We start from the raw sequence: 24,122 nt of genomic DNA, 5'->3' as shown, positions 1-24,122 counted from the left end.
ACATCTCCCTTGTCGAGGTGCGGGCACATGCCTGACCGAATCAGTTGATTTTGTAGCGCCGGCGCAATCCACGCAAAGCGAAGCTGACCCAAGGCCAGAGCAAGGCACTGACCAGTGCCGGCAATACCAGCGCCAGAGTGGGCTGACGATTGCCGGTCAAGGCGCTGAGCCACAATTGAACCAGTTGAGCGAGGCCGAAGATCACCAGGATCACCAGGCATTGCTGCCACATCGGGAACATCCGCAGACGCTGCTGCAACGACAGCACCAGGAAGGTGATCAGCGTCAGGATCAAGGCATTCTGACCAAGCAGATCGCCCTGCAGCACGTCTTCGGCCAGCCCCAGGCAGAACGCGGTGACCATGCCGACCGTATGCGGCATGTACAACGCCCAGAAGGTCAGCAGCAAGGCCAGCCACAGCGGGCGCAGGATTTCCATGAACATCGGCAGCGGTGAAACACTCAGCAGGATGCCGACGACAAACGTCAGCCAGACAATCCAGCCGTTACGCGAAGCAGTAGCCCCGACCATTATTCTTGCCTCCCGGTATTGGCCGGCGCAGTGGCGGGCGGTTTCGCCGCCGGTCGCGCAGCCGGATGGGATGCTGGCGGCTTGCTCGCCGCCGCTGGCTTGGCCGCAGGTTTGGCCGGCGTAGTGCTGGCCGCAGCAGCTGGAGCTGGAGCGGCGGCTGCAGCTGGCGTTGCCGCCGCCGGTGGGTTGACGACTTTCGGCACCGTGGCCGGAAGCATCGGGCCACCGCCCTGCGCATCAAGATTTTCCTGGGCCTGCGCCGCATCGTTGGCACGCTCTTCGGCGGTGCGGTTGTCGCTGAATACCAGCAGCAGGTAACGGCTGCGATTCAGCGCCGCGGTCGGCACCGCACGGACAATCGCGAACGGCTGGCCGGAGTCGTGAATGACTTCCTTGACCGTCGCCACCGGATAACCGGCCGGGAAGCGCTGACCGAGGCCGGAGCTGACCAGCAGATCGCCTTCCTTGATGTCGGCGGTATCAGCAACATGCCGCAGCTCCAGACGTTCCGGGTTGCCGGTGCCGCTGGCAATCGCCCGCAGACCGTTACGGTTCACCTGGACAGGAATGCTGTGAGTGGTGTCGGTCAGCAGCAGCACCCGGGAGGTGTACGGCATCAACTCGACCACCTGGCCCATCAGACCGCGCGCATCGAGCACCGGCTGACCGAGCACCACGCCATCGCGCTCACCTTTATTGATGATGATGCGATGGGTGAAGGGATTGGGGTCCATACCGATCAACTCGGCCACTTCGACCTTTTCGTTGACCAGTGCGGAGGAATTGAGCAACTCGCGCAGCCGCACGTTCTGCTCGGTAAGGGCGGCAAGCTTCTGCATGCGCCCCTGCAACAGCAGGTTCTCGGTCTTGAGTTTTTCGTTTTCGGCGACCAGCTCGGTGCGGCTGCCGAACTGACTGGCGATGCCTTCCCACAGCCGTCCGGGCAGGTCGGTGATCCAGTAGGCGTCCATCAACACCAGCGACGCTTGTTTGCGCGCGGGTTTGAGCAGGTCGAAGCGGGCATCGACCACCATCAGCGCGACCGACAGCACGGCCAGCACCAACAGGCGCACACCCAACGAAGGGCCTTTGGCGAAAAGCGGTTTAATAAGCCGCTCCTCCCAGGCAAATGTTCTGTTTATTCATACGGCATCAAACCGGCCTGGATGAAGACTGACAGAAGATAAACGCCAACAGGCAGCACTGCAAAGTGCTGCCTGCGCGCTCACCCACGTATTGCAAACCGGCGCTTATTCGCTGGAGAGCAGGTCCATGGTGTGCTTGTCCATCATTTCCAATGCACGGCCACCGCCGCGAGCAACGCAGGTCAGCGGATCTTCGGCAACGATCACCGGCAGACCGGTTTCCTGGGCCAGCAACTTGTCGAGGTCACGCAGCAGCGCGCCACCACCGGTCAGCACCAGGCCGCGCTCGGCGATGTCGGAAGCCAGTTCCGGCGGCGATTGCTCCAGCGCGCTTTTCACCGCCTGAACGATAGTGGCCAGGGACTCTTGCAGAGCTTCCAGCACTTCGTTGGAGTTCAGGGTGAATGCACGTGGAACGCCTTCGGCCAAGTTGCGACCGCGAACGTCGACTTCGCGAACTTCGCCGCCCGGGTAGGCCGTACCGATTTCCTGCTTGATGCGCTCGGCAGTCGATTCACCGATCAGGCTGCCGTAGTTGCGGCGCACGTAGGTGATGATCGCTTCGTCGAAGCGGTCGCCGCCCACGCGGACGGATTCGGCATAGACCACACCGTTCAGGGAGATCAGTGCGATTTCAGTGGTACCACCACCGATATCGACGACCATCGAACCGCGCGCTTCTTCAACCGGCAGGCCGGCACCGATCGCAGCAGCCATTGGCTCTTCGATCAGGAACACTTCACGGGCACCGGCACCGAGGGCCGATTCACGGATGGCACGACGCTCAACCTGGGTGGATTTGCATGGAACGCAGATCAGCACACGAGGGCTGGGCTGCAGAAAGCTGTTTTCGTGAACCTTGTTGATAAAGTATTGCAGCATCTTTTCGCAGACGCTGAAGTCGGCGATCACGCCGTCCTTCATCGGACGAATGGCAGCAATGTTGCCCGGCGTACGGCCGAGCATGCGCTTGGCTTCGGTGCCGACAGCAACGACACTTTTCTGGTTACCGTGTGTCCGAATGGCCACAACCGATGGCTCATTCAGGACGATACCGCGCTCGCGCACGTAAATAAGGGTGTTGGCAGTGCCCAGGTCAATGGAAAGATCGCTGGAAAACATGCCACGCAGTTTCTTGAACATGGGAAAGGGACCCTAGGCAACGCGTGGGTAAAAAAGTGCGGCAAACTCTAACAACGACAGGGATTTTGGGCAAGGCGCCAATATGTTAAATTGGCCGCTTTTCTGTGCACCAAGCCCCACAATCGCGGCCTTATGACCGTAGAAGTGCGGTAGTGTTCCGACAATCTAACACACGGACGCCGTCCGTTCTGTTTTCCACTGGAGAATCCCGATGGCGCTAGAACGCTCCGACGTGGAAAAAATCGCACATCTGGCCTGCCTTGGCCTCAATGATGCCGATCTTCCGCACATTACTTCCGCCCTCAACAGCATTCTCGGGCTGGTCGACGAAATGCAGGCTGTCGATACCGACGGTATCGAGCCTTTGGCCCACCCGCTGGAAGCCAGTCAGCGCCTGCGCGCCGACGTCGTGACCGAGACCAATCACCGCGAGGCCTATCAGTCCATCGCACCAGCGGTCGAAAACGGCCTGTATCTGGTTCCGAAAGTCATCGACTAAAGGGAAAGAGCCTGCAATGCATCAAATGACTCTGGCCGAGATCGCCCGCGGTCTCGCCGATAAAAAGTTTTCCTCCGAAGAGCTGACCAAAGTCCTGCTGGCGCGTATTACCCAGCTCGATCCGCAGCTCAACAGTTTCATCAGCCTCACCGAAGAGCTGGCACTCGAGCAGGCGAAAGCCGCCGATGCACGCCGGGCCAATGGTGAGAGCGGCGCCCTGCTCGGTGCGCCGATCGCCCACAAGGACCTGTTCTGCACCCAGGGCATCCGCACCAGCTGCGGCTCGAAGATGCTCGACAACTTCAAGGCGCCGTACGATGCCACCGTGGTTGCGAAACTGGCCGCTGCCGGCGCCGTGACTCTGGGCAAGACCAACATGGACGAATTCGCCATGGGTTCGGCCAACGAGTCAAGCTGGTACGGCGCGGTGAAAAACCCGTGGAACCTGGAACACGTCCCGGGCGGCTCCTCCGGTGGTTCGGCGGCGGCAGTTGCCGCGCGTCTGTTGCCGGCGGCCACGGCCACCGACACCGGTGGTTCGATTCGTCAGCCCGCTGCATTCACCAACCTCACCGGCCTGAAACCGACCTACGGTCGTGTGTCGCGCTGGGGCATGATCGCGTACGCCTCCAGCCTCGATCAGGGCGGCCCTCTGGCGCGCACTGCCGAAGACTGCGCAATTTTGTTGCAAGGTATGGCCGGGTTCGATCAGAACGATTCCACCAGCATCGATGAGCCGGTTCCGGATTACTCCGCCAGCCTTGGCGATTCGCTGCAGGGCCTGCGCATCGGCGTGCCGAAGGAATACTTCAGCGCCGGTCTCGACCCGCGCATCGCCGAACTGATCCAGAACAGCATCAAAGAGCTGCAGAAGCTCGGTGCCGTGATCAAGGAAATCAGCCTGCCGAACATGCAGCACGCGATTCCTGCGTACTACGTGATCGCCCCGGCCGAAGCTTCCTCGAACCTGTCGCGTTTCGACGGCGTGCGCTTCGGCCATCGCTGCGAGAACCCGGAAAACCTGATCGACCTGTACAAGCGCTCCCGCGGCGAAGGCTTCGGGCCTGAAGTGCAGCGCCGGATCATGGTCGGTGCCTACGCGCTGTCCGCCGGTTACTACGACGCCTACTACCTCAAGGCGCAGAAGATCCGTCGTCTGGTGAAGAACGACTTCATGGCTGCCTTTAATGAAGTCGACATCATCCTCGGCCCAACCACGCCGAACCCGGCCTGGAAGCTCGGCGCGAAGAACAGCGACCCGGTCGCTGCCTATCTGGAAGACGTCTACACCATCACCGCCAACCTCGCGGGCCTGCCGGGCCTGTCGATGCCGGCCGGTTTTGTCGACGGTCTGCCGGTGGGCGTGCAGTTGCTTGCGCCGTATTTCCAGGAAGGCCGTTTGCTCAACGTTGCCCACCAGTATCAGTTACACACTGACTGGCACACCCGCACCCCGCAGGGGTTTTGAAACTGCTGCGCTCGGTAATGCTGCGTTGAAAACTGGCTCGTAATGCTCATTGACTAAAGTCAACTCCGCTTACTCGCCAGTTTTCGCCTTGCCTTACCTTCGCTCGCGACGTTTCAAAATCCCCAGCAAAAGGCTAGGAGACACACATGCAATGGGAAGTCGTGATCGGGCTGGAGATTCACACTCAGCTCACTACCCGGTCGAAAATCTTTTCCGGTAGTTCCACCCAGTTCGGCTCCGAGCCGAACACCCAGGCCAGCCTGATCGACCTGGGCATGCCCGGCGTATTGCCGGTACTGAACCAGGAAGCGGTGCGCATGGCGGTGATGTTCGGTCTGGCGATTGACGCCGAGATCGGTCAGCACAACGTGTTCGCCCGTAAAAACTACTTCTACCCGGATCTGCCGAAGGGCTACCAGATCAGCCAGATGGAATTGCCGATTGTCGGCAAGGGCCACCTGGACATCGCCCTGGAAGACGGCACCGTCAAACGTGTCGGCATCACCCGCGCGCACCTGGAAGAAGACGCCGGCAAGAGCCTGCACGAAGAATTCAACGGTGCCACCGGCATCGACCTGAACCGTGCCGGCACGCCGCTGCTGGAAATCGTTTCCGAGCCGGACATGCGCAGCGCCAAGGAAGCCGTGGCTTACGTCAAGGCGATCCACGCACTGGTGCGTTACCTTGGCATCTGCGACGGCAACATGGCCGAAGGCTCGCTGCGTTGCGACTGCAACGTATCGGTACGCCCGAAAGGCCAGGTCGAGTTCGGCACCCGCTGCGAGATCAAGAACGTCAACTCGTTCCGCTTCATCGAGAAGGCGATCAACTCCGAGATCCAGCGGCAGATCGAGCTGATCGAAGACGGCGGCAAAGTGATCCAGCAGACCCGTCTGTACGATCCGAACAAGGACGAGACCCGTCCGATGCGTTCCAAAGAGGAAGCCAACGACTACCGTTACTTCCCCGATCCGGACCTGCTGCCGGTGGTCATCGAAGAGTCGTTCCTCGGCGAGGTGCGCGCCACCCTGCCGGAACTGCCACCGCAAAAACGCGAGCGCTTCCAGAGCCAGTTCGGTCTGTCGGCCTACGACGCCAACGTGCTGGCTACCAGCCGTGAGCAAGCGGACTACTTCGAGAAAGTCGCAGCCATTGGTGGCGACGCCAAACTGGCGGCGAACTGGGTGATGGTCGAGTTGGGCAGCCTGCTCAACAAGCAAGGCCTGGACATCGAGGACTCGCCGGTTTCCGCTGAACTATTGGGCGGCATGCTGCAGCGCATCAAGGACAACACCATCTCCGGCAAGATCGCCAAAGTGGTGTTCGAAGCGATGGCCAACGGCGAAGGCACGGCAGACGAGATCATCGACAAGCGCGGTCTCAAGCAAGTGACCGACACTGGCGCGATCTCCGCAGTACTGGACGAAATGCTCGCGGCCAACGCCGAGCAGGTCGAGCAATACCGCGCGGCAGACGAAGCCAAACGCGGCAAGATGTTCGGCTTCTTCGTCGGTCAGGCCATGAAGGCTTCGAAAGGCAAAGCCAACCCGCAGCAAGTGAACGAACTGCTGAAAAGCAAGCTCGAAGGCTGATGCAAATGGAGCCAGCATTTGTCACTGGCTCTGATCCCCTGTGGCGAGGGAGCTTGCTCCCGCTGGTCTGCGCAGCAGACCGAAGTCGGCATCCGCACTCTTTCAGGAAGAATGCGGTTGCTGGTTTTGCGACCGCTTCGCGGCCGAGCGGGAGCAAGCTCCCTCGCCACAATTATTCTGGGAGCTTTCGAATGAAACGTCTGCTCGGCGCCTGCGCCCTGCTCTCCTTGCTCGCCGGTTGCGCCAGCAACGACATCATCGACCCGCACGGTTACGACCAGACCGGCGTCGCCTCCTATTACGGTGCCAAGCACCACGGTAAACGCACCGCCAGCGGCGAAGCGTTCAACCAGCATTCCCTGACCGCCGCCCACCGCCAATTGCCATTCGGTACACGGGTGAAGGTCACCAACCTGAAAAACGACAAATCCTGCGTTGTGCGCATCAATGATCGCGGCCCGCACACCCGTGGCCGCTTGATCGATGTCTCGCGTGAAGCCGCCGAACGCCTCGGCATGCTTGGCAGCGGCACGGCGCGGGTGCGCATTCAGGCCCTCGACGACTGATGGAGCGCTGACCATTTTTGCACTGGCCGATTTACCGCTGATCAATGTGATTGAGTTGCTCAGCGGCCTGATCCTGCTGATCCTTGGCGCCGAACTGATGGTGCGCGCCGCCGTGCGTCTTGCGGCGCGCCTGCATGTGCGCCCGCTGATCATCGGCCTGACCATCGTCGCCCTCGGCAGCAGCGCCCCGCAAATGGCAGTCAGCCTGCAAGCGACCCTGGCGCACAACCCCGACATTGCCGTCGGCAGCGTGATCGGCAGCAGTATCTTCAACATCCTCGTGACCCTTGGTCTGTCGGCGCTGATCATTCCGTTGCGAGTCTCACGGCAACTGGTGCGTCTGGATATTCCACTGATGATCGGCGCCAGCCTGCTGGTGTTCGTCCTCGCTTGGAATGAACAGATCGGCCGCTTCGACGGCGTGCTGCTGCTCGCGGCACTGGCGTTGTATCTGGGCCTGCTGCTGCGCCAGTCGCGGCACTCGGCGCGCCCGCATTCGGAATTGCCGCAAGCCCCGCAGGCACCGTGGTTCAGCAGTCTGCTGATGATCGTTGTCGGCCTGGCGCTGTTGGTGTTCGCCGGGCATTTGCTGCTCGGTGCTGCGGTGGCGGTGGCGACGGATCTGGGCTTCTCCGAACGGGTGATCGGCCTGACCGTGGTCGCGGTCGGCACCTCGCTGCCGGAACTCGCCACCTCGCTGATCGCCGCATTGCGCGGCCAGCGCGACATTGCCGTGGGCAACGTGATTGGTGCCAACCTGTTCAACCTGCTCGGGGTACTCGGGGTCACTGCATTGATCGCACCGACGCCGTTGTCGGTCTCGCCCAACGCACTGGATTTCGACTTGCCGGTAATGCTCGGCGTCGCCGCGCTGTGCCTGCCGGTGTTCTATTCCGGCTACCGCGTGACCCGCGCCGAGGGTCTGCTGTTGCTCGGTTTGTACGCGGCTTACGGACTGCACGTGGTGTCGTTCACCACCGGCATGCCGCTGGCCGGCAAACTGGAAAAACTGATGCTGTTCTACGTGCTGCCGACGCTGCTGGCGTTTCTGTTGTTCACGTCCGTACGCGCCTGGCGCCGCCAACACCACAAGAGGGATGTACCATGACCGATTCGCAGAAAACCGGGGTTGAAATCCGCCGTCAGGTAATGGGCGATGCGTTCGTTGATCGCGCGCTGGGCAACGCCACCGAATTCACTCAGCCGTTGCAGGACTTCGTCAATGAACACGCCTGGGGCGGCGTGTGGAATCGCGAAGGTCTGCCGCTGAAAACCCGCAGCCTGATCACCCTGGCTGCGCTGACCGCGTTGAAGTGCCCCCAGGAGTTGAAAGGCCACGTGCGGGGTGCGCTGAACAATGGCTGCACGGTCGAGGAGATTCGCGAGGCGCTGCTGCATTGCGCGGTGTACGCCGGCGTGCCGGCGGCGATTGATGCGTTTCGCGCGGCGCAGGAAGTGATCGACAGTTACCAGAAAAGCTGAAAGATCGCAGCCTGCGGCAGCTCCTACAGGAGAACGCATCCCAATGTAGGAGCTGCCGCAGGCTGCGATCTTTTGATCTGCTTTAAATCCACCCACCCCACTGCAACAGAAAGATCCCGATATTGGTGGTCACCGCCGCCATCAGCGTGGTCAGCACAATGATCGCCGCTGCCAGCTCATGATTGCCCTGCGCCGCCCGGGCCATGACGAAACTAGCCGCCGCCGTCGGGCTGCCGAAGTACAGAAACAGAATTCCCAGCTCCGCCCCGCGAAAACCCCACAGCCACGCACCGAGGGTTGCCAGCACCGGCAGACCGACCATCTTCAGCAGACTGGAGCTGAGTGCCATGCTGCCGCTCTGACGCAGCGCCGCCAGTGACAGCGTGCCACCAATGCAGATCAGCGCCAGCGGCAACGTGGTTTGCGCCAGATACTGGCCGGAGGTTTCCAGCCAGCCCGGCAGGCTGATCTTGAACCAGGCAAACGGCGCCGCCGCAATCACGCTGACGATCAACGGATTGCTGAACACGCTTTTGCAGATGCTCCACGGATCGGACTTGATCACCGGGCTGTACACCGCCAGCACGATGGTCGACAGGGTGTTGTAGAACAGGATCACCAGCGCCGCGAGAATCGCCCCGAGGGAAATCCCGTAGTCGCCGTACATGCTCGCCGCCAGCGCCAGACCGATCACCCCGTTGTTGCCGCGAAACGCGCCCTGGGTGTAGATGCCGCGATCCTCGCGCGGACACTTGATGATCGCCCAGCCCCAGGCCAGAGCAAAACTCATCAGCGTCGCAACCGCAAAATAGATCAGCAGCGCCGGTTGCAGCGCGGCGTGCAGATCCGCATGCAGAATCCCCAGAAACAGCAGCGCCGGCATGCTGACGTTGAACACCAGCGAGGAGGCGGTGTGGATGAAGTTGTCGTTGATCCAGTCGATGCGCTTGAGCAACACCCCGAGGAACAGCATGGCAAACACCGGCGCGGTGATGTTCAGGGTTTCGAGGAAGATTGCCAGCATGCCGGGGGGAGCCTTTGGGTGAGCGTCGTCAGGGCTTAATGATAAGCCAAAAGCTTGAAAAGCCCCTCACCCTAACCCTCTCCCGGAGGGAGAGGGGACTGACTGAGGTGTGGTGCGTCATACATCGACCTGCAATACCGAGTCGACTATGGATTCGGCAAAGCATTTTCAGGTCGGTGTATTACTAAAATATTCCCGGATCGGCCCCCTCTCCCTCCGGGAGAGGGTTGGGGTGAGGGTAGCTTTTGCCCCACAAACCATCAGGTAATCGGCGCCGGATTGAACAACGTGATGTCGTTATGCAGCTTGTGCTTCTCCGCCCAGGTCTGCTGCTTGCCGCTCGCCACATCCAGGTAGTAGTGGAACAACTCCCAGCCCAACTCCTCGATGGACGCGCGCCCGGTGGCGATTCGTCCGGCATCGATGTCGATCAGGTCCGGCCAGCGCTGCGCCAATTCCGTACGCGTCGAAACCTTCACCACCGGCGCCATCGCCAACCCGTACGGCGTACCCCGCCCGGTGGTGAACACATGCAGGTTCATTCCCGCCGCCAGTTGCAGCGTGCCGCAGACAAAATCACTGGCCGGTGTCGCGCAGAAGATCAGCCCCTTGCGCTTGAAACGCTCGCCCGGGCCGAGCACACCGTTGATCGCGCTGCTGCCGGATTTGACGATCGAACCCAGCGACTTCTCGACAATGTTCGACAACCCGCCCTTCTTGTTGCCCGGTGTGGTGTTGGCGCTGCGATCCGCTTCGCCCTTGGCCAGATAACGGTCGTACCAGTCCATCTCGCGCACCAGTTCCTGCGCCACGGTCTTGGTCTCGGCACGGGAAGTCAGCAGATAAATCGCATCGCGCACTTCGGTGACTTCGGAAAACATCACCGTCGCCCCCGCACGCAGCAGCAAGTCCGAGGCATAACCCAGCGCCGGGTTGGCGGTGATGCCGGAGAACGCATCGCTGCCGCCGCACTGCATGCCGAGGATCAGCTCGGAGGCCGGCACGGTTTCGCGGCGGCGCTGGTCGAGCCTCCTCAAACGGGTCTCGGCCAAGGCCATGATCTGCTCGATCATCTCGGTGAAACCGTGACTGGAATCCTGCAGGCGATACAGCCATGGCTCGCTGAGATCGACCGAGGCATCGTCCTCGTGCATCACCTGCCCGGCCTGCAATTTCTCGCAGCCCAGGCTGATCACCAGCGCTTCGCCACCGAGGTTCGGGTTGCGCGCAAGATTGCGCACGGTGCGGATCGGTATGTAGGCGTCGGTGGCGGTGATCGCCACGCCGCAGCCGTAACTGTGGGTCAGCGCCACCACATCATCGACGTGCGGATACTTCGGCAGCAACTCGTCCTTGATGCGTTTCACCGCGTGATCGAGCACGCCAGTCACGCACTGCACCGTGGTGGTGATCCCGAGGATATTGCGCGTACCGACGGTGCCGTCGGCGTTGCGGTAACCCTCAAAGGTGAAACCTTCCAGCGGGGCCTGCGCGGCCGGCACTTCGGTGGACAGCGGCAGGCTGTCCAGCGGCGGCGCGGTGGGCATGCGCAGTTGATCTTCCTTGACCCAGCTGCCGCGTGGGATCGGCTGCAACGCGTAGCCGATGGTCTGGCCGTAGCGAATCACCTGGCCGCCCTCGGGAATGTCCTCGAGGGTGACCTTGTGGCTCTGCGGCACAAAATCCACGGTCACCAGACCGTCCGGGAACTCGGTGCCCGCCGGCACGCCCTGGTCGTTGACCACAATCACTACGTTGTCCCGCTCGTGCAGGCGGATGTAGCGCGGCGAGTCGGAATGTTCAATCAACTGCATGACGCCGCTCCTCAGGAATGCGCTTGAGACAATTTGCCGGTGATTTCAGAACCACCGTTGGTTGGCGGCTCTTTGAGCACAACCCGTTTGATCGGGCCGACGATCACCAGATAGCTGAACACCGCCACCAGTGCGTTGGCACCGACGAACACCAGCGCCCATTTGAACGAACCGGTGGAGCTGATGATGTAGCCAATCACGATCGGCGTGGTAATCGAAGCGATGTTGCCGAAGGTGTTGAACAGGCCACCGCTCAGACCGGCGATCTGTTTCGGCGAAGTGTCGGAGACCACCGCCCAACCCAGTGCGCCCACGCCTTTGCCGAAGAATGCCAGGGCCATGAAGCCGACCACCATCCATTCCACGTCAACATAGTTGCAGGCCACGATGCTGCTGGACACCAGCAGACCGGCGATGATCGGTGCCTTGCGGGCGAAGGTCAGCGAATGGCCCTTGCGCAGCAGGTAATCGGAAATCACCCCGCCCAGCACGCCACCGATGAAGCCGCAGATCGCCGGCAACGAGGCGATGAAACCGGCCTTGAGAATGGTCATGCCGCGCTCCTGCACCAGGTACACGGGGAACCAGGTCAGGAAGAAATAGGTGATGCCGTTGATGCAGTACTGGCCCAGATACACGCCGAGCATCATGCGGTTGGTCAGCAACTGGCGGATGTAATCCCACTTCGGCCCGTCAGTTTTTTTGCCTTGCTTGACGTCCATGTCGACCATGCCGCCGTTGTCGGCGATGAACTGCACTTCCGCTTCGTTGGCCAGCGGATGTTGGCGTGGGCTGTGGATAACCTTGAGCCAGATCCCCGAGAACACGATGCCGAACACGCCCATGACGATAAACACGTGTTCCCAGCCGAAGGTGTAGACGATCCAGCCCATCAGCGGCGCGAACAGCACGGTGGCGAAGTATTGCGCCGAGTTGAAGATCGCCGACGCGGTACCGCGTTCTGCAGTCGGGAACCAGGCCGCGACAATGCGCGCGTTGCCGGGGAACGACGGCGCTTCGGCCAGACCCACCAGAAAGCGCAGCATGAACAGCGCGACGATCGCCGTGGACATGCCGAATTCACCGACAAAGCCTTGCAGCACGGTGAACAGCGACCAGCAGAAAATGCTCAGGGCGTAGACTTTTTTCGAACCGAAACGATCGAGCAGCCAGCCACCGGGAATCTGCCCGGCGACGTAGGCCCAACCGAAAGCGGAGAAGATATAACCGAGGGTGACCGCGTCGATGCCGAGGTCTTTTTGCAGGCTGGAACCGGCGATGGCGATGGTCGCGCGGTCGGCGTAGTTGATCGTGGTCACCAGAAACAGCATGAGCAGGATCAAATAGCGGACGTGAGTCGGCTTGGACGATTGCATGTAGATGTACTCCCACTGATTATTTTTATGCGCGGGTGAATCTTCTTTGGTGTTGCTTTTGTGGGAGCTGGCTTGCCAGCGATGGCATCACCGCGGTACGAGGGCATATCGCGTCGTCCGCATCGCTGGCAAGCCAGCTCCCACAGGTATTGCGTGTATCAGGAACCGATGTAGGCGGTTTTCACCACGGTGTAGAACTCTTGTGCATAGCGGCCTTGCTCACGTGAGCCATAGGATGAACCCTTACGGCCACCGAACGGAACGTGGTAATCGACACCGGCGGTCGGCAGATTGACCATCACCATCCCGGCCTGCGAATGACGCTTGAAGTGGTTGGCGTACTTCAGCGACGTGGTGGCGATACCGGCCGACAAGCCGAACTCGGTGTCGTTGGCCATCGCCAGCGCCGCCTCGTAATCGGCCACGCGGACGACGTTGGCCACCGGGCCGAAGATTTCTTCACGGCTGATGCGCATCGACGCTTCGCTGTCGGCAAACAGCGTTGGCGCGAGGAAGTAGCCTTCGGTGTCGCAGGTCACCAGACCACCGCCGCTGACCAGACGTGCACCTTCGCTCTGGCCGATGTCGATGTACTTCATGTCCTGTTCAAGCTGCGCCTGGGAAACCACCGGACCGATGTCGGTGCCGGATTTCAGCGCGTGGCCGACCTTGATCGACTGCATGCGCTCGGCCATCGCTTCGACAAATTTGTCGTGAATCCCGGCGGTGACGATCAGGCGGCTCGACGCCGTGCAGCGCTGGCCGGTGGAGTAGAACGCGCTCTGCACCGACAGCTCGACCGCTTGTTTGAGGTCGGCGTCGTCGAGAATGATCTGCGGGTTCTTGCCGCCCATTTCCAGCTGCACCTTGGCCTGGCGCGACACGCAACTGACCGCGATCTGCCGACCTACGCCGACCGAACCGGTGAAGCTGATGCCATCGACTTTCGGGCTGTTGACCAGCGCTTCGCCGACCACCCGACCGCTGCCCATCACCAGGTTGAACACGCCGGCCGGGAAGCCTGCTCGGGAGATGATTTCTGCCAGCGCCCAGGCACAGCCCGGCACCAGATCGGCAGGTTTGAGCACCACGCAGTTGCCGTAGGCCAACGCCGGAGCGATCTTCCAGGCCGGAATCGCAATCGGGAAGTTCCACGGGGTGATCAGGCCGACCACACCGAGGGCTTCGCGGGTGACTTCGACGTTGACGCCCGGGCGCACCGACGGCACGTAGTCGCCGGACAGACGCAGGCATTCACCGGCGAAGAACTTGAAGATGTTGCCGGCGCGGGTCACTTCGCCAATGGCTTCGGGCAGGGTCTTGCCCTCTTCCCGGGCCAGCAGGGTGCCGAGTTCTTCGCGACGGGCGAGGATTTCCGTGCCGACTTTATCCAGCGCATCGTGACGGGCCTGAATGCCGGAGGTCGACCAGGCTGGGAACGCCGCGCGGGCCGCATCGATGGCGGCGTTAACCTGAGTCAGGTCAGCCTTGGCGTAATCGCCGATGGTGTCGCTCAACTCGGACGGGTTGATGTTGGCCGAGTAATCGGCACCGGCGACCCATTCACCGTTGATGTAGTTGTCGTAACGCTTGGAATCAGCCACAGAAAATTCTCCTCTCTACGCAAAAGCCGCTGATTGCTCAGCGGCCTTGTGGGTCGGTGTTTATTGCGCGCCTTGCTTGTCGATCAGCGCGGCGAGCATTTCGAATTCTTCGCCGGTCAGGTCGGTCAGCGGCGCCCGCACCGGGCCTGCGTCATAGCCGGCAATTTTGGCCCCGGCTTTGACGATGCTCACGGCGTAACCGGCCTTGCGGTTGCGGATGTCGAGGTACGGCAGGAAGAAGTCGTCGATGATCTTGCCGACGGTGGCGTGATCTTCGCGAGCAATCGCGTGGTAGAAATCCATCGCGGTTTTCGGGATGAAGTTGAACACCGCCGAGGAGTAAACCGGGACGCCCAAAGCCTTGTAGGCAGCGGCGTAGACTTCAGCGGTCGGCAAGCCACCGAGGTAGCTGAAGCGATCACCGAGGCGGCGACGGATCGACACCATCAGCTCGATATCGCCCAGACCGTCCTTGTAGCCGATCAGGTTCGGGCAGCGCTCGGCCAGACGTTCCAGCAGTGCTGCGTTCAAGCGGCAGACGTTGCGGTTGTAGACCACCACGCCGATGTTCACCGATTTACACACCGCTTCAACGTGGGCGGCAACGCCGTCCTGGCTGGCTTCGGTCAGGTAGTGCGGCAGCAGCAGCAGGCCTTTGGCGCCCAGACGCTCGGCTTCCTGTGCGTATTCGATGGCCTGACGGGTCGAGCCGCCGACACCGGCCAGGATCGGCACGCTGCTGGCGCAGGTATCGACCGCCGTCTTGATGACTTCCGAGTATTCGCTGGCGGCCAGGGAGAAGAATTCACCGGTGCCGCCCGCTGCGAACAGTGCCGACGCGCCGTACGGGGCCAGCCATTCAAGACGCTTGATGTAGCCGGCGCGATGAAAGTCGCCCTGGGCGTTGAAATCGGTCACCGGGAACGACAGCAGACCGGCGGAGAGAATGGACTTCAGTTCTTGTGGATTCATTTTTTCGAACACCCTGGGTAACAACGTTTCTTGTGAGTTTTATGGTTCAGCCAGCGCTGAAGTTGTAAGTCATCGTACAACTTAAAAGACAACCGTCAACTGCATTTCATCGTCGCCCGGAGCGTTTTGTCGGACAGGATTGTTTCTTGACGTAGGAAATATCTGGTCTAGGCTCGATTAGACTGTATATACATACAGCTAAAAATAAATCCACCGACGACATATCAAGGAGCTAGAAATGTCCGGACTACATGCAAAACCACAGGAACGCCCCAAACCGGTCATCGCCCGTTTCGACGATCTTTTCACGATCAATGGCATCCACTTCAGCGCCGACAATCCGCATCTGCTGCTGCATATTGCCGACGCCCACAACGATCTCGAACCGGCCACTGCCCTCCCCGGCGACGCCTTGAAAATTCGACCGCCACTGCGCTTCGAAGGCGCTGAACACACGGCCATCGGCGATAACACCTTGCTGCGCTTCAGCGAAAACGCCGAACCGATTCGTGCGCAAAACCTACCCTTGCACTTGCCCAACGGCCTTGCGCTGACCTACGGCCAGGTGGTGGCGCTGGCTGGAGATTTCTACGGCGTGGTCGATCGACCGATCAACGAAGGCGCTACCCCGGCTGATCGCCTGAACCGCTTCAATGCCGCATTCGACTCTCTCGCCGTGCTCCCGGCCTCCCGCGCCGAAGCGACGCAGATTCTTGCGATCATGCAAAGAGAGGTCGACGCGGTTAAACAGGCGATCAAGGACGGCAAAGCACCGCACGAAGCCTACGATGCGCTCGGAGATACGTTGTCCGAAGAGTGGAACAAGATCACTGGTGGCGGCAGTTTTGTCTCGGCGCTGTTCCCGCTCGGGCGTTATCTGAAACTGGCGGCGAACAACGCCGACCACTTCGGCGAATGGGCCAGACTGGCCTACATCGCCGGGCACACCGCCGCCCTGCAAACCGCCGTCGCGGCCCGCGCCACTCACGATGAGCAACAACTGGAACGGGCCTACGCGATGAACGCATTTGCCGACCACTTCCTCACCGACCTGTTCTCTGCCGGCCACCTGCGGGTGCCGCGCAAGGAAATGGCGGCGGCGGTCACGCCGAGCGATCTCGGCTCGCTGGTGACCCGCTTCATGCACGACGAAGACAGCAAATTCGGCCTCAAGGTGCGCAACGCCCACGGCGATCAATGGCGCGCCTACGGCGACAAACGCTACTTCGACGCCAGCGACGCGGACAACCGCACCCAGGTCAATCTGGCGGTGCAGGCCTCGGCGGACGAAGTCTTCGCTGCCTATCTCAGCGGCAACGTGCCCGCCCCTTCGACGTTTGCCGCGCTGCAACGCCTTCCGGATCTGACGGCGGTGCTGAACCTTTCCAGCAATTTCGCGCCGCTGTTCCGCGTCGAGGGCGGCAAGGTGCTGCGGCGCAAAGATGTGAACAACCTAAACGACACCGCCACCATCGATGACTGGTGGGGCTGGAGCACGTACCTGCTGCTCAAGGACTACCACCCGACGGGCAACGTCAATCAAGGAGAATGAGCATGACCATCACGTTGAAACTGGAATTGGCGTCGGGGCAGTCGCTGCAAGGTGCGCCATTGGAGTTGCTGGCGGATGGCAAGCCGATTGCGCGGGGGGTTGTGGATCAATCAGGCGAGGTGGCGTTTGTTGCCAAACCGGGGAAAGCGCGACTGGCGGTGAGGGTGGATCGCTCGATATTGCCGCGCTGAATTCACCGCCCTCATCGCTGGCAAGCCAGCTCCCACAGTGATTGATGCCGTACACGAAATCCGCTTCAACATAGGAACCTGTGGGAGCTGGCTTGCCAGCGATGGCGGTGTGTCAGGCGCGAACAGACTGCCAGACACTCACCCGCGCTGCGCCTGCGCCTCTTCATGCGCCTGACGCAACCGCTCACGGCTGTTGGTCAGGTGCAGGCGCATGGCCGCCCGCGCCGCATCGGAATCCTGGCGGGCAATCGCCTCGTAGATTTCCTCGTGCTCACGGCTCAGGCGGTTCATGTAATGCTGCTGATCATCATGGGCCAGCCGCGCCGAATTCAGCCGCGTACGCGGAATGATGCTGGTGCCCAGGTGGGTCATGATGTCGGTGAAATAGCGGTTGCCGGTGGACAGGGCGATTTCCAGGTGGAAGGCGAAGTCCGAGGCCACCGCATCGCTGGCGTGGGCGACGCTGTCGTTCAGCGCATCGAGGGCGGCGCGCATGGTCGCCAGTTGTTCGGGACTGCGGCGTTGCGCAGCGAGGCCGGCGGACTCCACTTCCAGACTGATGCGCAATTCGAGAATCGCCAGCACATCACGCAGGGTGACGACCGTCGCCGGGTCGATGCGAAAACCGCTGGGGCTCGGCGTGTCGAGCACGAAGGTGCCGATGCCGTGGCGGGTTTCCACCTGGCCGGCGGCCTGCAACCGGGAGATTGCCTCGCGCACCACGGTGCGGCTGACGCCATGCTCCTGCATGATCGCCGACTCGGTGGGCAATTTGTCGCCGCGCTTGAGCAGACCGTCGCGGATCTGCTCGGTCAGCACCGTCACCAGCTCCTGGGCCAGGCTGCGGCGCTTGCGCGGGAGGCGTGGGGTGTCGATCGGGTTTTCCATGGTCAACGTCTGGTCTCGAAAATTCGGCTTGGTTCGCATCATAGCGCAGGCGGGTTGTACGATCACTGTCGAGTCAACACCCTGCCCTTGTAGGAGCTGCCGCAGGCTGCGATCTTTTGATCTTCAAAAACAACATCAAAAGATCGCAGCCTGCGGCAGCTCCTACAGAGGGGGTCAGGCGGTCACGGCCTGTTCTACCAGATGCCCGCTGTCGATCCGCACGTGCCGTGGATGGAAGCGTTTCAGGCTGCTGCGGTGGCCGACGCTGACGATGCTCAGACCCGGCAACTGATCGATCAGCGCCTGATACAACGTTGCCTCATCCTCTTCATCCATCGCCGACGTCGCTTCGTCCATGTACAGCCATTGCGGCGCGTAAAGCATGGCGCGGGCGAAGGCCAGGCGTTGCTGCTCACCCGGCGAGAGCATGCGCTGCCAGTGATTGGCTTCATCCAGGCGCGCGACCAGATGCGGCAGACGACAAATCTCCAGCACCTGCGCGTAACGCTCCGGCGCGTAGGTGTCGCCCGGTTGTGGATAACTCAAGGCTTCGCGCAGGGTGCCAATTGGCAAATAGGGTTTCTGCGGCAGGAACAGATAACGCGCCGCCGGCAAGCGGATGTTGCCGTGCCCCGCTGGCCACAAATGCCCCATCGCCCGCAGCAGTGTGGACTTGCCGCTGCCGGAGCGGCCGCTGAGCATCACCCGGTCGCCCGGCTCCACGGTCATGTCGGCATTGGTCAGCAGGTGGCGACCATCGGCCAGATCCAGGCCGAGGTTGTGCACTTTGAGTTCGCTGCCCTGATTCTGTACATCGATGGCCGGGGTACGCTGTTCGTTATCGGTCATGGCCTGACGGAAACTCAACAGACGATCACAGGTGGCGCGCCAGGATGCGAGACTCTGATAGGCGCTGATGAACCAGCTGAAGCTCTCCTGGACGTTGCCGAATGCCGAGCTGATTTGCATCAGTTCGCCCAGTTCGATCTTGCCGGCGAGGTAACGCGGCGAGGCCACGATAAACGGGAAGATGATGGCCGCCTGGCTGTAACCGGCAGTGAAGAATGTCAGACGCTTGGACACTTTCATGATGTCCCAGAAGTTGTGCCAGACATTGCCGAAGCGCCCGCTCAAACGACGATTTTCGTTCGGCTCGCCGTTATACAACGCGATGCTCTCGGCATTCTCGCGAATCCGCACCATGGAAAAACGCAGGTCGGCTTCGAAGCGTTGTTGTTGGTTGTTCAGGCCGATCAGGCGACGACCGATCAGGTGCGTCAGCCAGCTGCCCACCACGGCGTAGACCAGCACGCACCAGAACATGTAGCCGGGGATGGTGATGCCATAGACTTCGATGCTGCCCGACACGCCCCACAGAATGATCGAGAACGACACCAGACTGACGATATTGCGCAGCAGACCAATCCCCAGCTCAAGGGTATTGGAGGTGAAGTTGTTGAGGTCTTCGGAAATCCGCTGGTCCGGGTTATCGGTGTAACCGCCCTGCTCCAGCTGATAGTAATTCTTGTCGGCGAGCCAACGGGAGAAATGCTTTTCGGTGAGCCAGGCCCGCCAGCGAATCGTCAGCATCTGGGTCAGATACAGCCGGTACACGGCACCGACAATCGCCACGGCCGCAATGCCGCAAAAATACAGAATCAAGCGCCAGAACGCCGCTTCATCCTTCTTTTGCAGCGCGTTGTAAAAATCCTTGTACCAGGTGTTGAACCACACCGAGATACCCACGCTGAGCAGCGAGAGTGCGATCACCGCAATCAGCAGCGTCCAGGCCTTGCCCTTCTCTTCACTGCGCCAGTAAGGCGTGATGATCGCCCACACCTTGCGAAAAAACTGCCCGCGCACAGCATCGTTGACCGCGGAATATTCAGCGTTCTGATTCATGGAAAAGGCTCGATAAAGATAAGAACAGACACGCACCGATCATAGTTGATCGGTGCGCGTTATCGCGAGAGCTGGCGATGGCCGTTCAGCGCAGGTTCAGCGACGAACCGGGCGCTTCTGCAGTTTGCGCTGCAGGGTGCGGCGGTGCATGCCCAGGGCGCGGGCAGTGGCGGAGATGTTGCCTTCGTGCTCGGTGAGCACACGCTGGATGTGCTCCCATTGCAGGCGGTCAACCGACATCGGGTTTTCCGGCACCAGACTGTCGAGGTCGGCGTGTTCGGAGAGCAGCGCGGCCAGTACGTCGTCGGCGTCGGCCGGTTTGCACAGGTAGTTGCAGGCGCCACGCTTGATCGCTTCGACCGCGGTGGCAATGCTCGAATAACCGGTGAGGATCACCACGCGCATTTCCGGGTCCAGCTCCAGCAGCTTGGGCAGCAGCACCAGACCGGAGTCGCCGTCCATTTTCAGGTCCAGCGCGGCATAGTCCGGCAGGTCGGCCTGGGCGATGGTCAGGCCTTCTTCGGCGGAACCGGCGGTGCTGACGCGAAAGCCACGGCGGGCCATGGCACGGGCCATCACTCGGGTGAAGGTCGCGTCGTCGTCGACCAGCAGCAAATGCGGCAGTTCTTCGCCTTCGACTTGGATTTCGTCACTCATGTTGGTCTCCTCGGGCGCCGTGGGGCAGGCGCAGCTCGGTGAGCGTGCCGCCTTCCTCATGACTATAGAGTTTCACTGAGCCGCCGGCGCGTGTCACGCTGGCCTTGCTCAAAAACAGGCCCAGGCCGAAACCTTTGCCCTTGGTGGTAAAAAACGGTTTGCCGATCTGCTCGGCGATGGCCAACGGCACACCGGCGCCGTGGTCACGAATGCTGATGGTCACGGTTTCCGCATCCCAGTCCAGCGTCACCTGGAGATTTTCCGGGCAGGCATCGGCGGCATTGTTCAACAGATTGAGCAGCGCCTGGGTCAGATCCGGTGGCGGCGCCATGCGCGGCACGGTGCCCTGGCCGAGACGCTGGAAACGGTAACTGGCCTCGGGGCGCATCAGGTGCCAGCGGTTCAGTGCCTCGTCGAGCCACTGAGTGACGTCCTGCATCTCCACGGCCAGACGCCGGTTGGCTTCGGCGGCGCGCACCAACTGCTGCAAGGTTTCCTTGCAGAGTTTGACCTGATCCTGCAGCACCTTCAGATCGTCCTGCAGCATCGGGTCGGGATGATCCTGCTGCATCTCCTTGAGCAACACACTCATGGTCGCCAGCGGTGTGCCGAGTTCATGGGCGGCGCCGGCTGCCTGGGTGGCGACGGCGAGCAATTGCTGATCGCGCAGGCCTTCTTCACGACGAATCGCGCGCAATTCCTCCTGACGACGCAGCTCTTCGGCCATGCGCGCAGCGAAGAACGTGATGACCGCAGCAGCGAGGGCGAAGCTTAACCACATGCCGTAAATCTGCAGGTTCTCGCGGGCCACCGGCAGGGTTTCCAACGGATAGAAACGCGTGAGCATCACGGTGTACAGCGCCAGCGCGATACCCGACAGAATCACCGAATAACGCCACGGCAGCGTCACCGCCGCGATGGTCAGCGGCACCAGATAGTAGGAAACGAACGGGTTGGTCGAACCGCCGGAGAAATACAGCAGCGCACTGTGGATCACCAGATCGCAGGCCAGTTGCAGCGCGTATTCGAGTTCGGTCACCGGCCATGAAGTGCGCAGACGCACGGCGGTGAACACGCATAGCAGAATCGAGCAGCCGAGGGTCATCGCCAGTTGCACCCACGGCAACGGCAGCAGTTGCAGCCAGTAGGCCAGGCCTACGGAACCAGCCTGCGCGGCGAGCACCAGGGTGCGGATGAAAGTCAGCCGCCAGAGGTTCTGGCGAGTGGCGGAAGTCAGTTGTACGGGGGCGAGCATGAGCTCTCCTGATGAGCGCTCCAGGCGGATCGCACGGAGTATAACCAAGCCGCGCCTTTGAGAGGCGAAAGTGCGGCAAATGACCACATGGCGTTGCCGGAAAATTGGTCTACCCCGCACGGCTGCCACAGATCAACTGTGGCGAGGGAGCTTGCTCCCGCTCGGCTGCGAAGCAGTCGTAAATCCGGTATCTCCGGTATTCCTGGCAGATCACGGTTGCCGGGTTTGGGACTGCTTCGCAGTCCAGCGGGAGCAAGCTCCCTCGCCACAAGAGCGCACTCGACTCAGGATCGGCGGTGAGCCGGGCCATCTGTATAGAAGTTGTAACTGGGCGAACCGGATCGCAGAAGCTAGAGTCTGATGGTTTCACGCAGGGACGAACAAACACCTGCGCATTATTCAAGGAGCCTTCATGCACACCTTTCGCCGCAGCGCCGCCCTTCTCGCCCTGACCGTCGGCAGCATCGCCAGCCTTCCGGCGCTGGCCGCCGATGAGCTGCACTACAACCAGATTTCCCTGCGCGCCGAAGTCAGCCAGGAAGTGGCCCGCGACCTGATGATCGTGACGCTCTACACCGAAGCGCAAAACACCGACCCGGCCAAACTCGCCGCCGACGTCAGCACCACCATGAACAAGGCACTGGCCCAGGCCAAGCAAGTCAAGGACATCACCCTGCGCCAGGGCAGCCGCAACAGCTACCCGATCTACGACACCAAGGGCCAGAAAATCACCGGCTGGCGTGAACGCGCCGAACTGCGCCTGGAAAGCGCCGACTTCGCCGCCCTGTCCAAACTCACCGGCGAACTGCTGACCGACCTGAAAATGGGCGGCATGGACTTCGCCATCGCCGAGCCGACCCGCAAGGCCAGCGAAGACAAACTGTTGAAAGAAGCCGTCAGCGCCTTCAAGGCCCGCGCGCAACTGGCCACTGATGCACTGGGCGGCAAGGGCTACAAAATCGTCAATCTGAACCTCAACAGCAACGGCTACCCACAACCGTACATGCGCGCCCCGATGATGATGAAAGCCGCCGGCATGGCGGATTCGGCACCGGTCACGCCAGAAGTTGAAGCCGGCACCAGCCAGGTCAGCCTCACCGCCGATGGCTCGATTGAAGTGCTGATGCAGTGAGTTGATGCTTGCTGAATGAGAAACCGGCGATCAGTAAGTGATCGCCGGTTTTTTTGTGCCTGGATTTTGTGGTGAATGTTCCGCCGCCATCGCGAGCAGGCTCACTCCTACAATTTGGAATGCGTTCCCCTGTAGGAGTGAGCCTGCTCGCGATGAACGATAACGCGGTCTCAAGCTTGCGGATCCACCCGGTCCAGCGCCCGATTCACCGCCAGCTCAGCGAGCATGATGATCTGCTGAATCGCCAGCGCCGTATTGCGCTGCGGACGACTGAGCTGATCGGCGAAATCGCTGGCCATGGTGTTGGCCGACGCCAGGGATTCACAGGCGTGGGCCAGCAGACTTTCCGTGTCGATGCCCGGATGGACGAGGAACATCGAACTGGGTGGGCGCGGTTTTGTGGCTTCGGGACTGAGGTAGAAATCGAGGGCGCGTTTGATCGCTTCGCGGTTTTTTGCGAGGTCTTCGGCGTGGAGGGCTTCGGCGATTGGGGTTGTGGATTCGAGCGGTGGATCTGGGACAGGTTTGGACATGCATTTCACCTATGACGTTAGGCCACCTCAAGCCGTTTCTCACACGACGAAGAGGTGGCAGCTGTGTGCGGGGTGAGAAACCGGTCATAGGCACCCGGCCAGACAAAAGTCTGCCCGCACAGAGCCGCCATAACGTAATTGCATACAGCGTATTGGCTGGCGGCAATTATGCGGGTATGGGCACTGAATGACTATGAACTGCCGGGTTCTCACGCCCGATCGCTGATGTCAGCGACAGCCCAAGGCTAGAGAGCTGACGTCCGAGGGACAACCTGAAAACCTTGTGGGAAGGTTCTGGTTATTTGACACAGATTTAAACAGCCAAAAGCCAACCCTCACCCTAGCCCTCTCCCGGAGGGAGAGGGGACTGACCGAGGTGTTTGGGGGAGCTACGCCGAAATGAAATACCGAGTCGAACTCCAATTTTGAAAAGCCCAAAAATCGGCCCCCTCTCCCTCTCCCTCGGGAGAGGGCCGGGGTGAGGGGCAAGAGCACCACAAAACCAAAGCCGAATCCGCGTGCTCTTCACCACTCAAATGGCCGAGTGTCAGCTCGCCGAAAGCTCTTGATCTTGATCTACGGGCGACGTCGGAAGGCTGAGTGGAGGGATTGATCCGGGGGTGGGAGCGCAGCGACCGTTTGGCGCAGCCAAACACAGCGAGAGGAGGTGCAGCGAAGCAAACCGTAGGCGCTGCCCCCGGATCGATCCCGCAGCGAAGGGACCCCGAGCTTTAGCGAGCGGGCCGAACGCAGGAGCAAGCGTTTTTTTGCTTACTTTTTTTAGGCGTTTGTAAA

22 protein-coding genes are annotated in these 24,122 nt (G+C 61.1%); 9 read left to right on the top strand and 13 right to left on the bottom strand.

Annotated elements, in window-relative coordinates; genetic code table 11:
- Window positions 1–40: 40 nt before the first annotated feature.
- The 3 genes from mreD to mreB form a co-directional block, all read right to left on the bottom strand.
- Window positions 41–532, bottom strand: coding sequence for a rod shape-determining protein MreD (mreD, locus tag ABV589_RS19385; RefSeq protein ID WP_007961576.1), 492 nt, complete (start codon window positions 530–532; stop codon window positions 41–43).
- Entirely contained in the window at window positions 532–1,605 is a 1,074-nt protein-coding gene (gene mreC, locus ABV589_RS19380; RefSeq protein WP_367083107.1) for a rod shape-determining protein MreC, read from the bottom strand. Before mreC ends, mreD begins: the two co-directional genes overlap by 1 nt.
- Before the next feature lie 177 nt (window positions 1,606–1,782).
- On the bottom strand, window positions 1,783–2,820 hold the full coding sequence (mreB, locus tag ABV589_RS19375; protein WP_002555108.1) for a rod shape-determining protein MreB: 1,038 nt from the start codon (window positions 2,818–2,820) through the stop codon (window positions 1,783–1,785).
- A 211-nt stretch (window positions 2,821–3,031) separates the two neighbouring features.
- On the opposite strand from mreB, the gene gatC reads away from it, so the two are divergent.
- From gatC to ABV589_RS19345, 6 genes are all read left to right on the top strand, one after another.
- The gene (gatC, locus tag ABV589_RS19370) at window positions 3,032–3,319 is read left to right on the top strand and encodes an Asp-tRNA(Asn)/Glu-tRNA(Gln) amidotransferase subunit GatC (RefSeq protein WP_003221657.1); all 288 of its coding nucleotides are present in this window, start codon (window positions 3,032–3,034) and stop codon (window positions 3,317–3,319) included.
- A gap of 16 nt (window positions 3,320–3,335) precedes the next feature.
- On the top strand, window positions 3,336–4,787 hold the full coding sequence (gene gatA / locus ABV589_RS19365) for an Asp-tRNA(Asn)/Glu-tRNA(Gln) amidotransferase subunit GatA (RefSeq protein ID WP_007961566.1): 1,452 nt from the start codon (window positions 3,336–3,338) through the stop codon (window positions 4,785–4,787).
- A gap of 146 nt (window positions 4,788–4,933) precedes the next feature.
- Window positions 4,934–6,379, top strand: coding sequence for an Asp-tRNA(Asn)/Glu-tRNA(Gln) amidotransferase subunit GatB (gene gatB / locus ABV589_RS19360; protein WP_103521629.1), 1,446 nt, complete (start codon window positions 4,934–4,936; stop codon window positions 6,377–6,379).
- Window positions 6,380–6,570: 191 nt separating this feature from the next.
- On the top strand, window positions 6,571–6,945 hold the full coding sequence (locus ABV589_RS19355) for a septal ring lytic transglycosylase RlpA family protein (protein ID WP_145597354.1): 375 nt from the start codon (window positions 6,571–6,573) through the stop codon (window positions 6,943–6,945).
- Between the two features lie 46 nt (window positions 6,946–6,991).
- Window positions 6,992–8,053, top strand: coding sequence for a calcium/sodium antiporter (locus tag ABV589_RS19350; RefSeq protein ID WP_027610832.1), 1,062 nt, complete (start codon window positions 6,992–6,994; stop codon window positions 8,051–8,053).
- A complete protein-coding gene (locus tag ABV589_RS19345) occupies window positions 8,050–8,427 on the top strand; it encodes a carboxymuconolactone decarboxylase family protein (protein ID WP_367083103.1) in 378 nt (125 codons plus the stop codon). Before ABV589_RS19350 ends, ABV589_RS19345 begins: the two co-directional genes overlap by 4 nt.
- 82 nt (window positions 8,428–8,509) lie before the next feature.
- Here ABV589_RS19345 and ABV589_RS19340 read toward each other — a convergent pair whose 3' ends face one another.
- The 5 genes from ABV589_RS19340 to kdgD all read right to left on the bottom strand — a co-directional run bounded on the left by ABV589_RS19340 (window position 8,510) and on the right by kdgD (window position 15,217).
- Window positions 8,510–9,451, bottom strand: coding sequence for an AEC family transporter (locus tag ABV589_RS19340; RefSeq protein ID WP_367083102.1), 942 nt, complete (start codon window positions 9,449–9,451; stop codon window positions 8,510–8,512).
- A 260-nt stretch (window positions 9,452–9,711) separates the two neighbouring features.
- The gene (gene garD, locus ABV589_RS19335) at window positions 9,712–11,265 is read right to left on the bottom strand and encodes a galactarate dehydratase (protein WP_367083101.1); all 1,554 of its coding nucleotides are present in this window, start codon (window positions 11,263–11,265) and stop codon (window positions 9,712–9,714) included.
- Between the two features lie 11 nt (window positions 11,266–11,276).
- Complete coding sequence (locus ABV589_RS19330) at window positions 11,277–12,641, bottom strand: MFS transporter (protein WP_367083099.1); 1,365 nt, start codon at window positions 12,639–12,641, stop codon at window positions 11,277–11,279.
- 158 nt (window positions 12,642–12,799) lie between these two features.
- Entirely contained in the window at window positions 12,800–14,245 is a 1,446-nt protein-coding gene (locus ABV589_RS19325; RefSeq protein WP_367083098.1) for an aldehyde dehydrogenase family protein, read from the bottom strand.
- A gap of 60 nt (window positions 14,246–14,305) precedes the next feature.
- The gene (gene kdgD, locus ABV589_RS19320) at window positions 14,306–15,217 is read right to left on the bottom strand and encodes a 5-dehydro-4-deoxyglucarate dehydratase (protein ID WP_367083096.1); all 912 of its coding nucleotides are present in this window, start codon (window positions 15,215–15,217) and stop codon (window positions 14,306–14,308) included.
- 238 nt (window positions 15,218–15,455) lie between these two features.
- On the opposite strand from kdgD, the gene ABV589_RS19315 reads away from it, so the two are divergent.
- Both ABV589_RS19315 and ABV589_RS19310 read left to right on the top strand, forming a co-directional pair.
- Entirely contained in the window at window positions 15,456–16,769 is a 1,314-nt protein-coding gene (locus ABV589_RS19315) for a phospholipase (RefSeq protein ID WP_367083094.1), read from the top strand.
- 2 nt (window positions 16,770–16,771) lie between these two features.
- On the top strand, window positions 16,772–16,960 hold the full coding sequence (locus ABV589_RS19310; protein ID WP_367083093.1) for a hypothetical protein: 189 nt from the start codon (window positions 16,772–16,774) through the stop codon (window positions 16,958–16,960).
- Window positions 16,961–17,098: 138 nt separating this feature from the next.
- Here the strand turns inward: ABV589_RS19310 and ABV589_RS19305 are convergent, their stop codons facing one another.
- The 4 genes from ABV589_RS19305 to ABV589_RS19290 all read right to left on the bottom strand — a co-directional run bounded on the left by ABV589_RS19305 (window position 17,099) and on the right by ABV589_RS19290 (window position 21,662).
- Window positions 17,099–17,848: a FadR/GntR family transcriptional regulator gene (locus ABV589_RS19305; RefSeq protein WP_024164483.1), complete on the bottom strand. Its 750-nt coding sequence runs from the start codon at window positions 17,846–17,848 to the stop codon at window positions 17,099–17,101.
- 174 nt (window positions 17,849–18,022) lie between these two features.
- Window positions 18,023–19,750 (bottom strand): ABC transporter ATP-binding protein/permease, encoded by a 1,728-nt coding sequence (locus ABV589_RS19300; protein ID WP_367083091.1) that lies wholly within the window; start codon window positions 19,748–19,750, stop codon window positions 18,023–18,025.
- Window positions 19,751–19,846: 96 nt separating this feature from the next.
- Window positions 19,847–20,407, bottom strand: coding sequence for a response regulator transcription factor (locus ABV589_RS19295; RefSeq protein WP_003221630.1), 561 nt, complete (start codon window positions 20,405–20,407; stop codon window positions 19,847–19,849).
- The gene (locus ABV589_RS19290) at window positions 20,400–21,662 is read right to left on the bottom strand and encodes an ATP-binding protein (protein WP_367083090.1); all 1,263 of its coding nucleotides are present in this window, start codon (window positions 21,660–21,662) and stop codon (window positions 20,400–20,402) included. The genes ABV589_RS19295 and ABV589_RS19290 overlap by 8 nt, the downstream gene beginning before the upstream one ends.
- A 412-nt stretch (window positions 21,663–22,074) precedes the next feature.
- Here ABV589_RS19290 and ABV589_RS19285 point away from each other — a divergent pair, with 412 nt between their 5' ends.
- On the top strand, window positions 22,075–22,794 hold the full coding sequence (locus tag ABV589_RS19285) for an SIMPL domain-containing protein (RefSeq protein WP_027610819.1): 720 nt from the start codon (window positions 22,075–22,077) through the stop codon (window positions 22,792–22,794).
- A 170-nt stretch (window positions 22,795–22,964) separates the two neighbouring features.
- On the opposite strand, the gene ABV589_RS19280 is transcribed toward ABV589_RS19285, so the two are convergent.
- Window positions 22,965–23,327 carry a DUF6124 family protein gene (locus ABV589_RS19280; RefSeq protein ID WP_367083089.1) on the bottom strand — a complete coding sequence of 121 codons (363 nt, stop codon included), beginning with the start codon at window positions 23,325–23,327 and terminating at the stop codon, window positions 22,965–22,967.
- Window positions 23,328–24,122: the final 795 nt, after the last annotated feature.

Origin of the sequence: Pseudomonas sp. HOU2 (genome assembly GCF_040729435.1) — a bacterium.
Taxonomy (GTDB): domain Bacteria; phylum Pseudomonadota; class Gammaproteobacteria; order Pseudomonadales; family Pseudomonadaceae; genus Aquipseudomonas.
The sequence above is the reverse complement of the archived record's forward strand: the minus strand, read 5'-3'. Positions and strand labels throughout refer to the sequence as shown.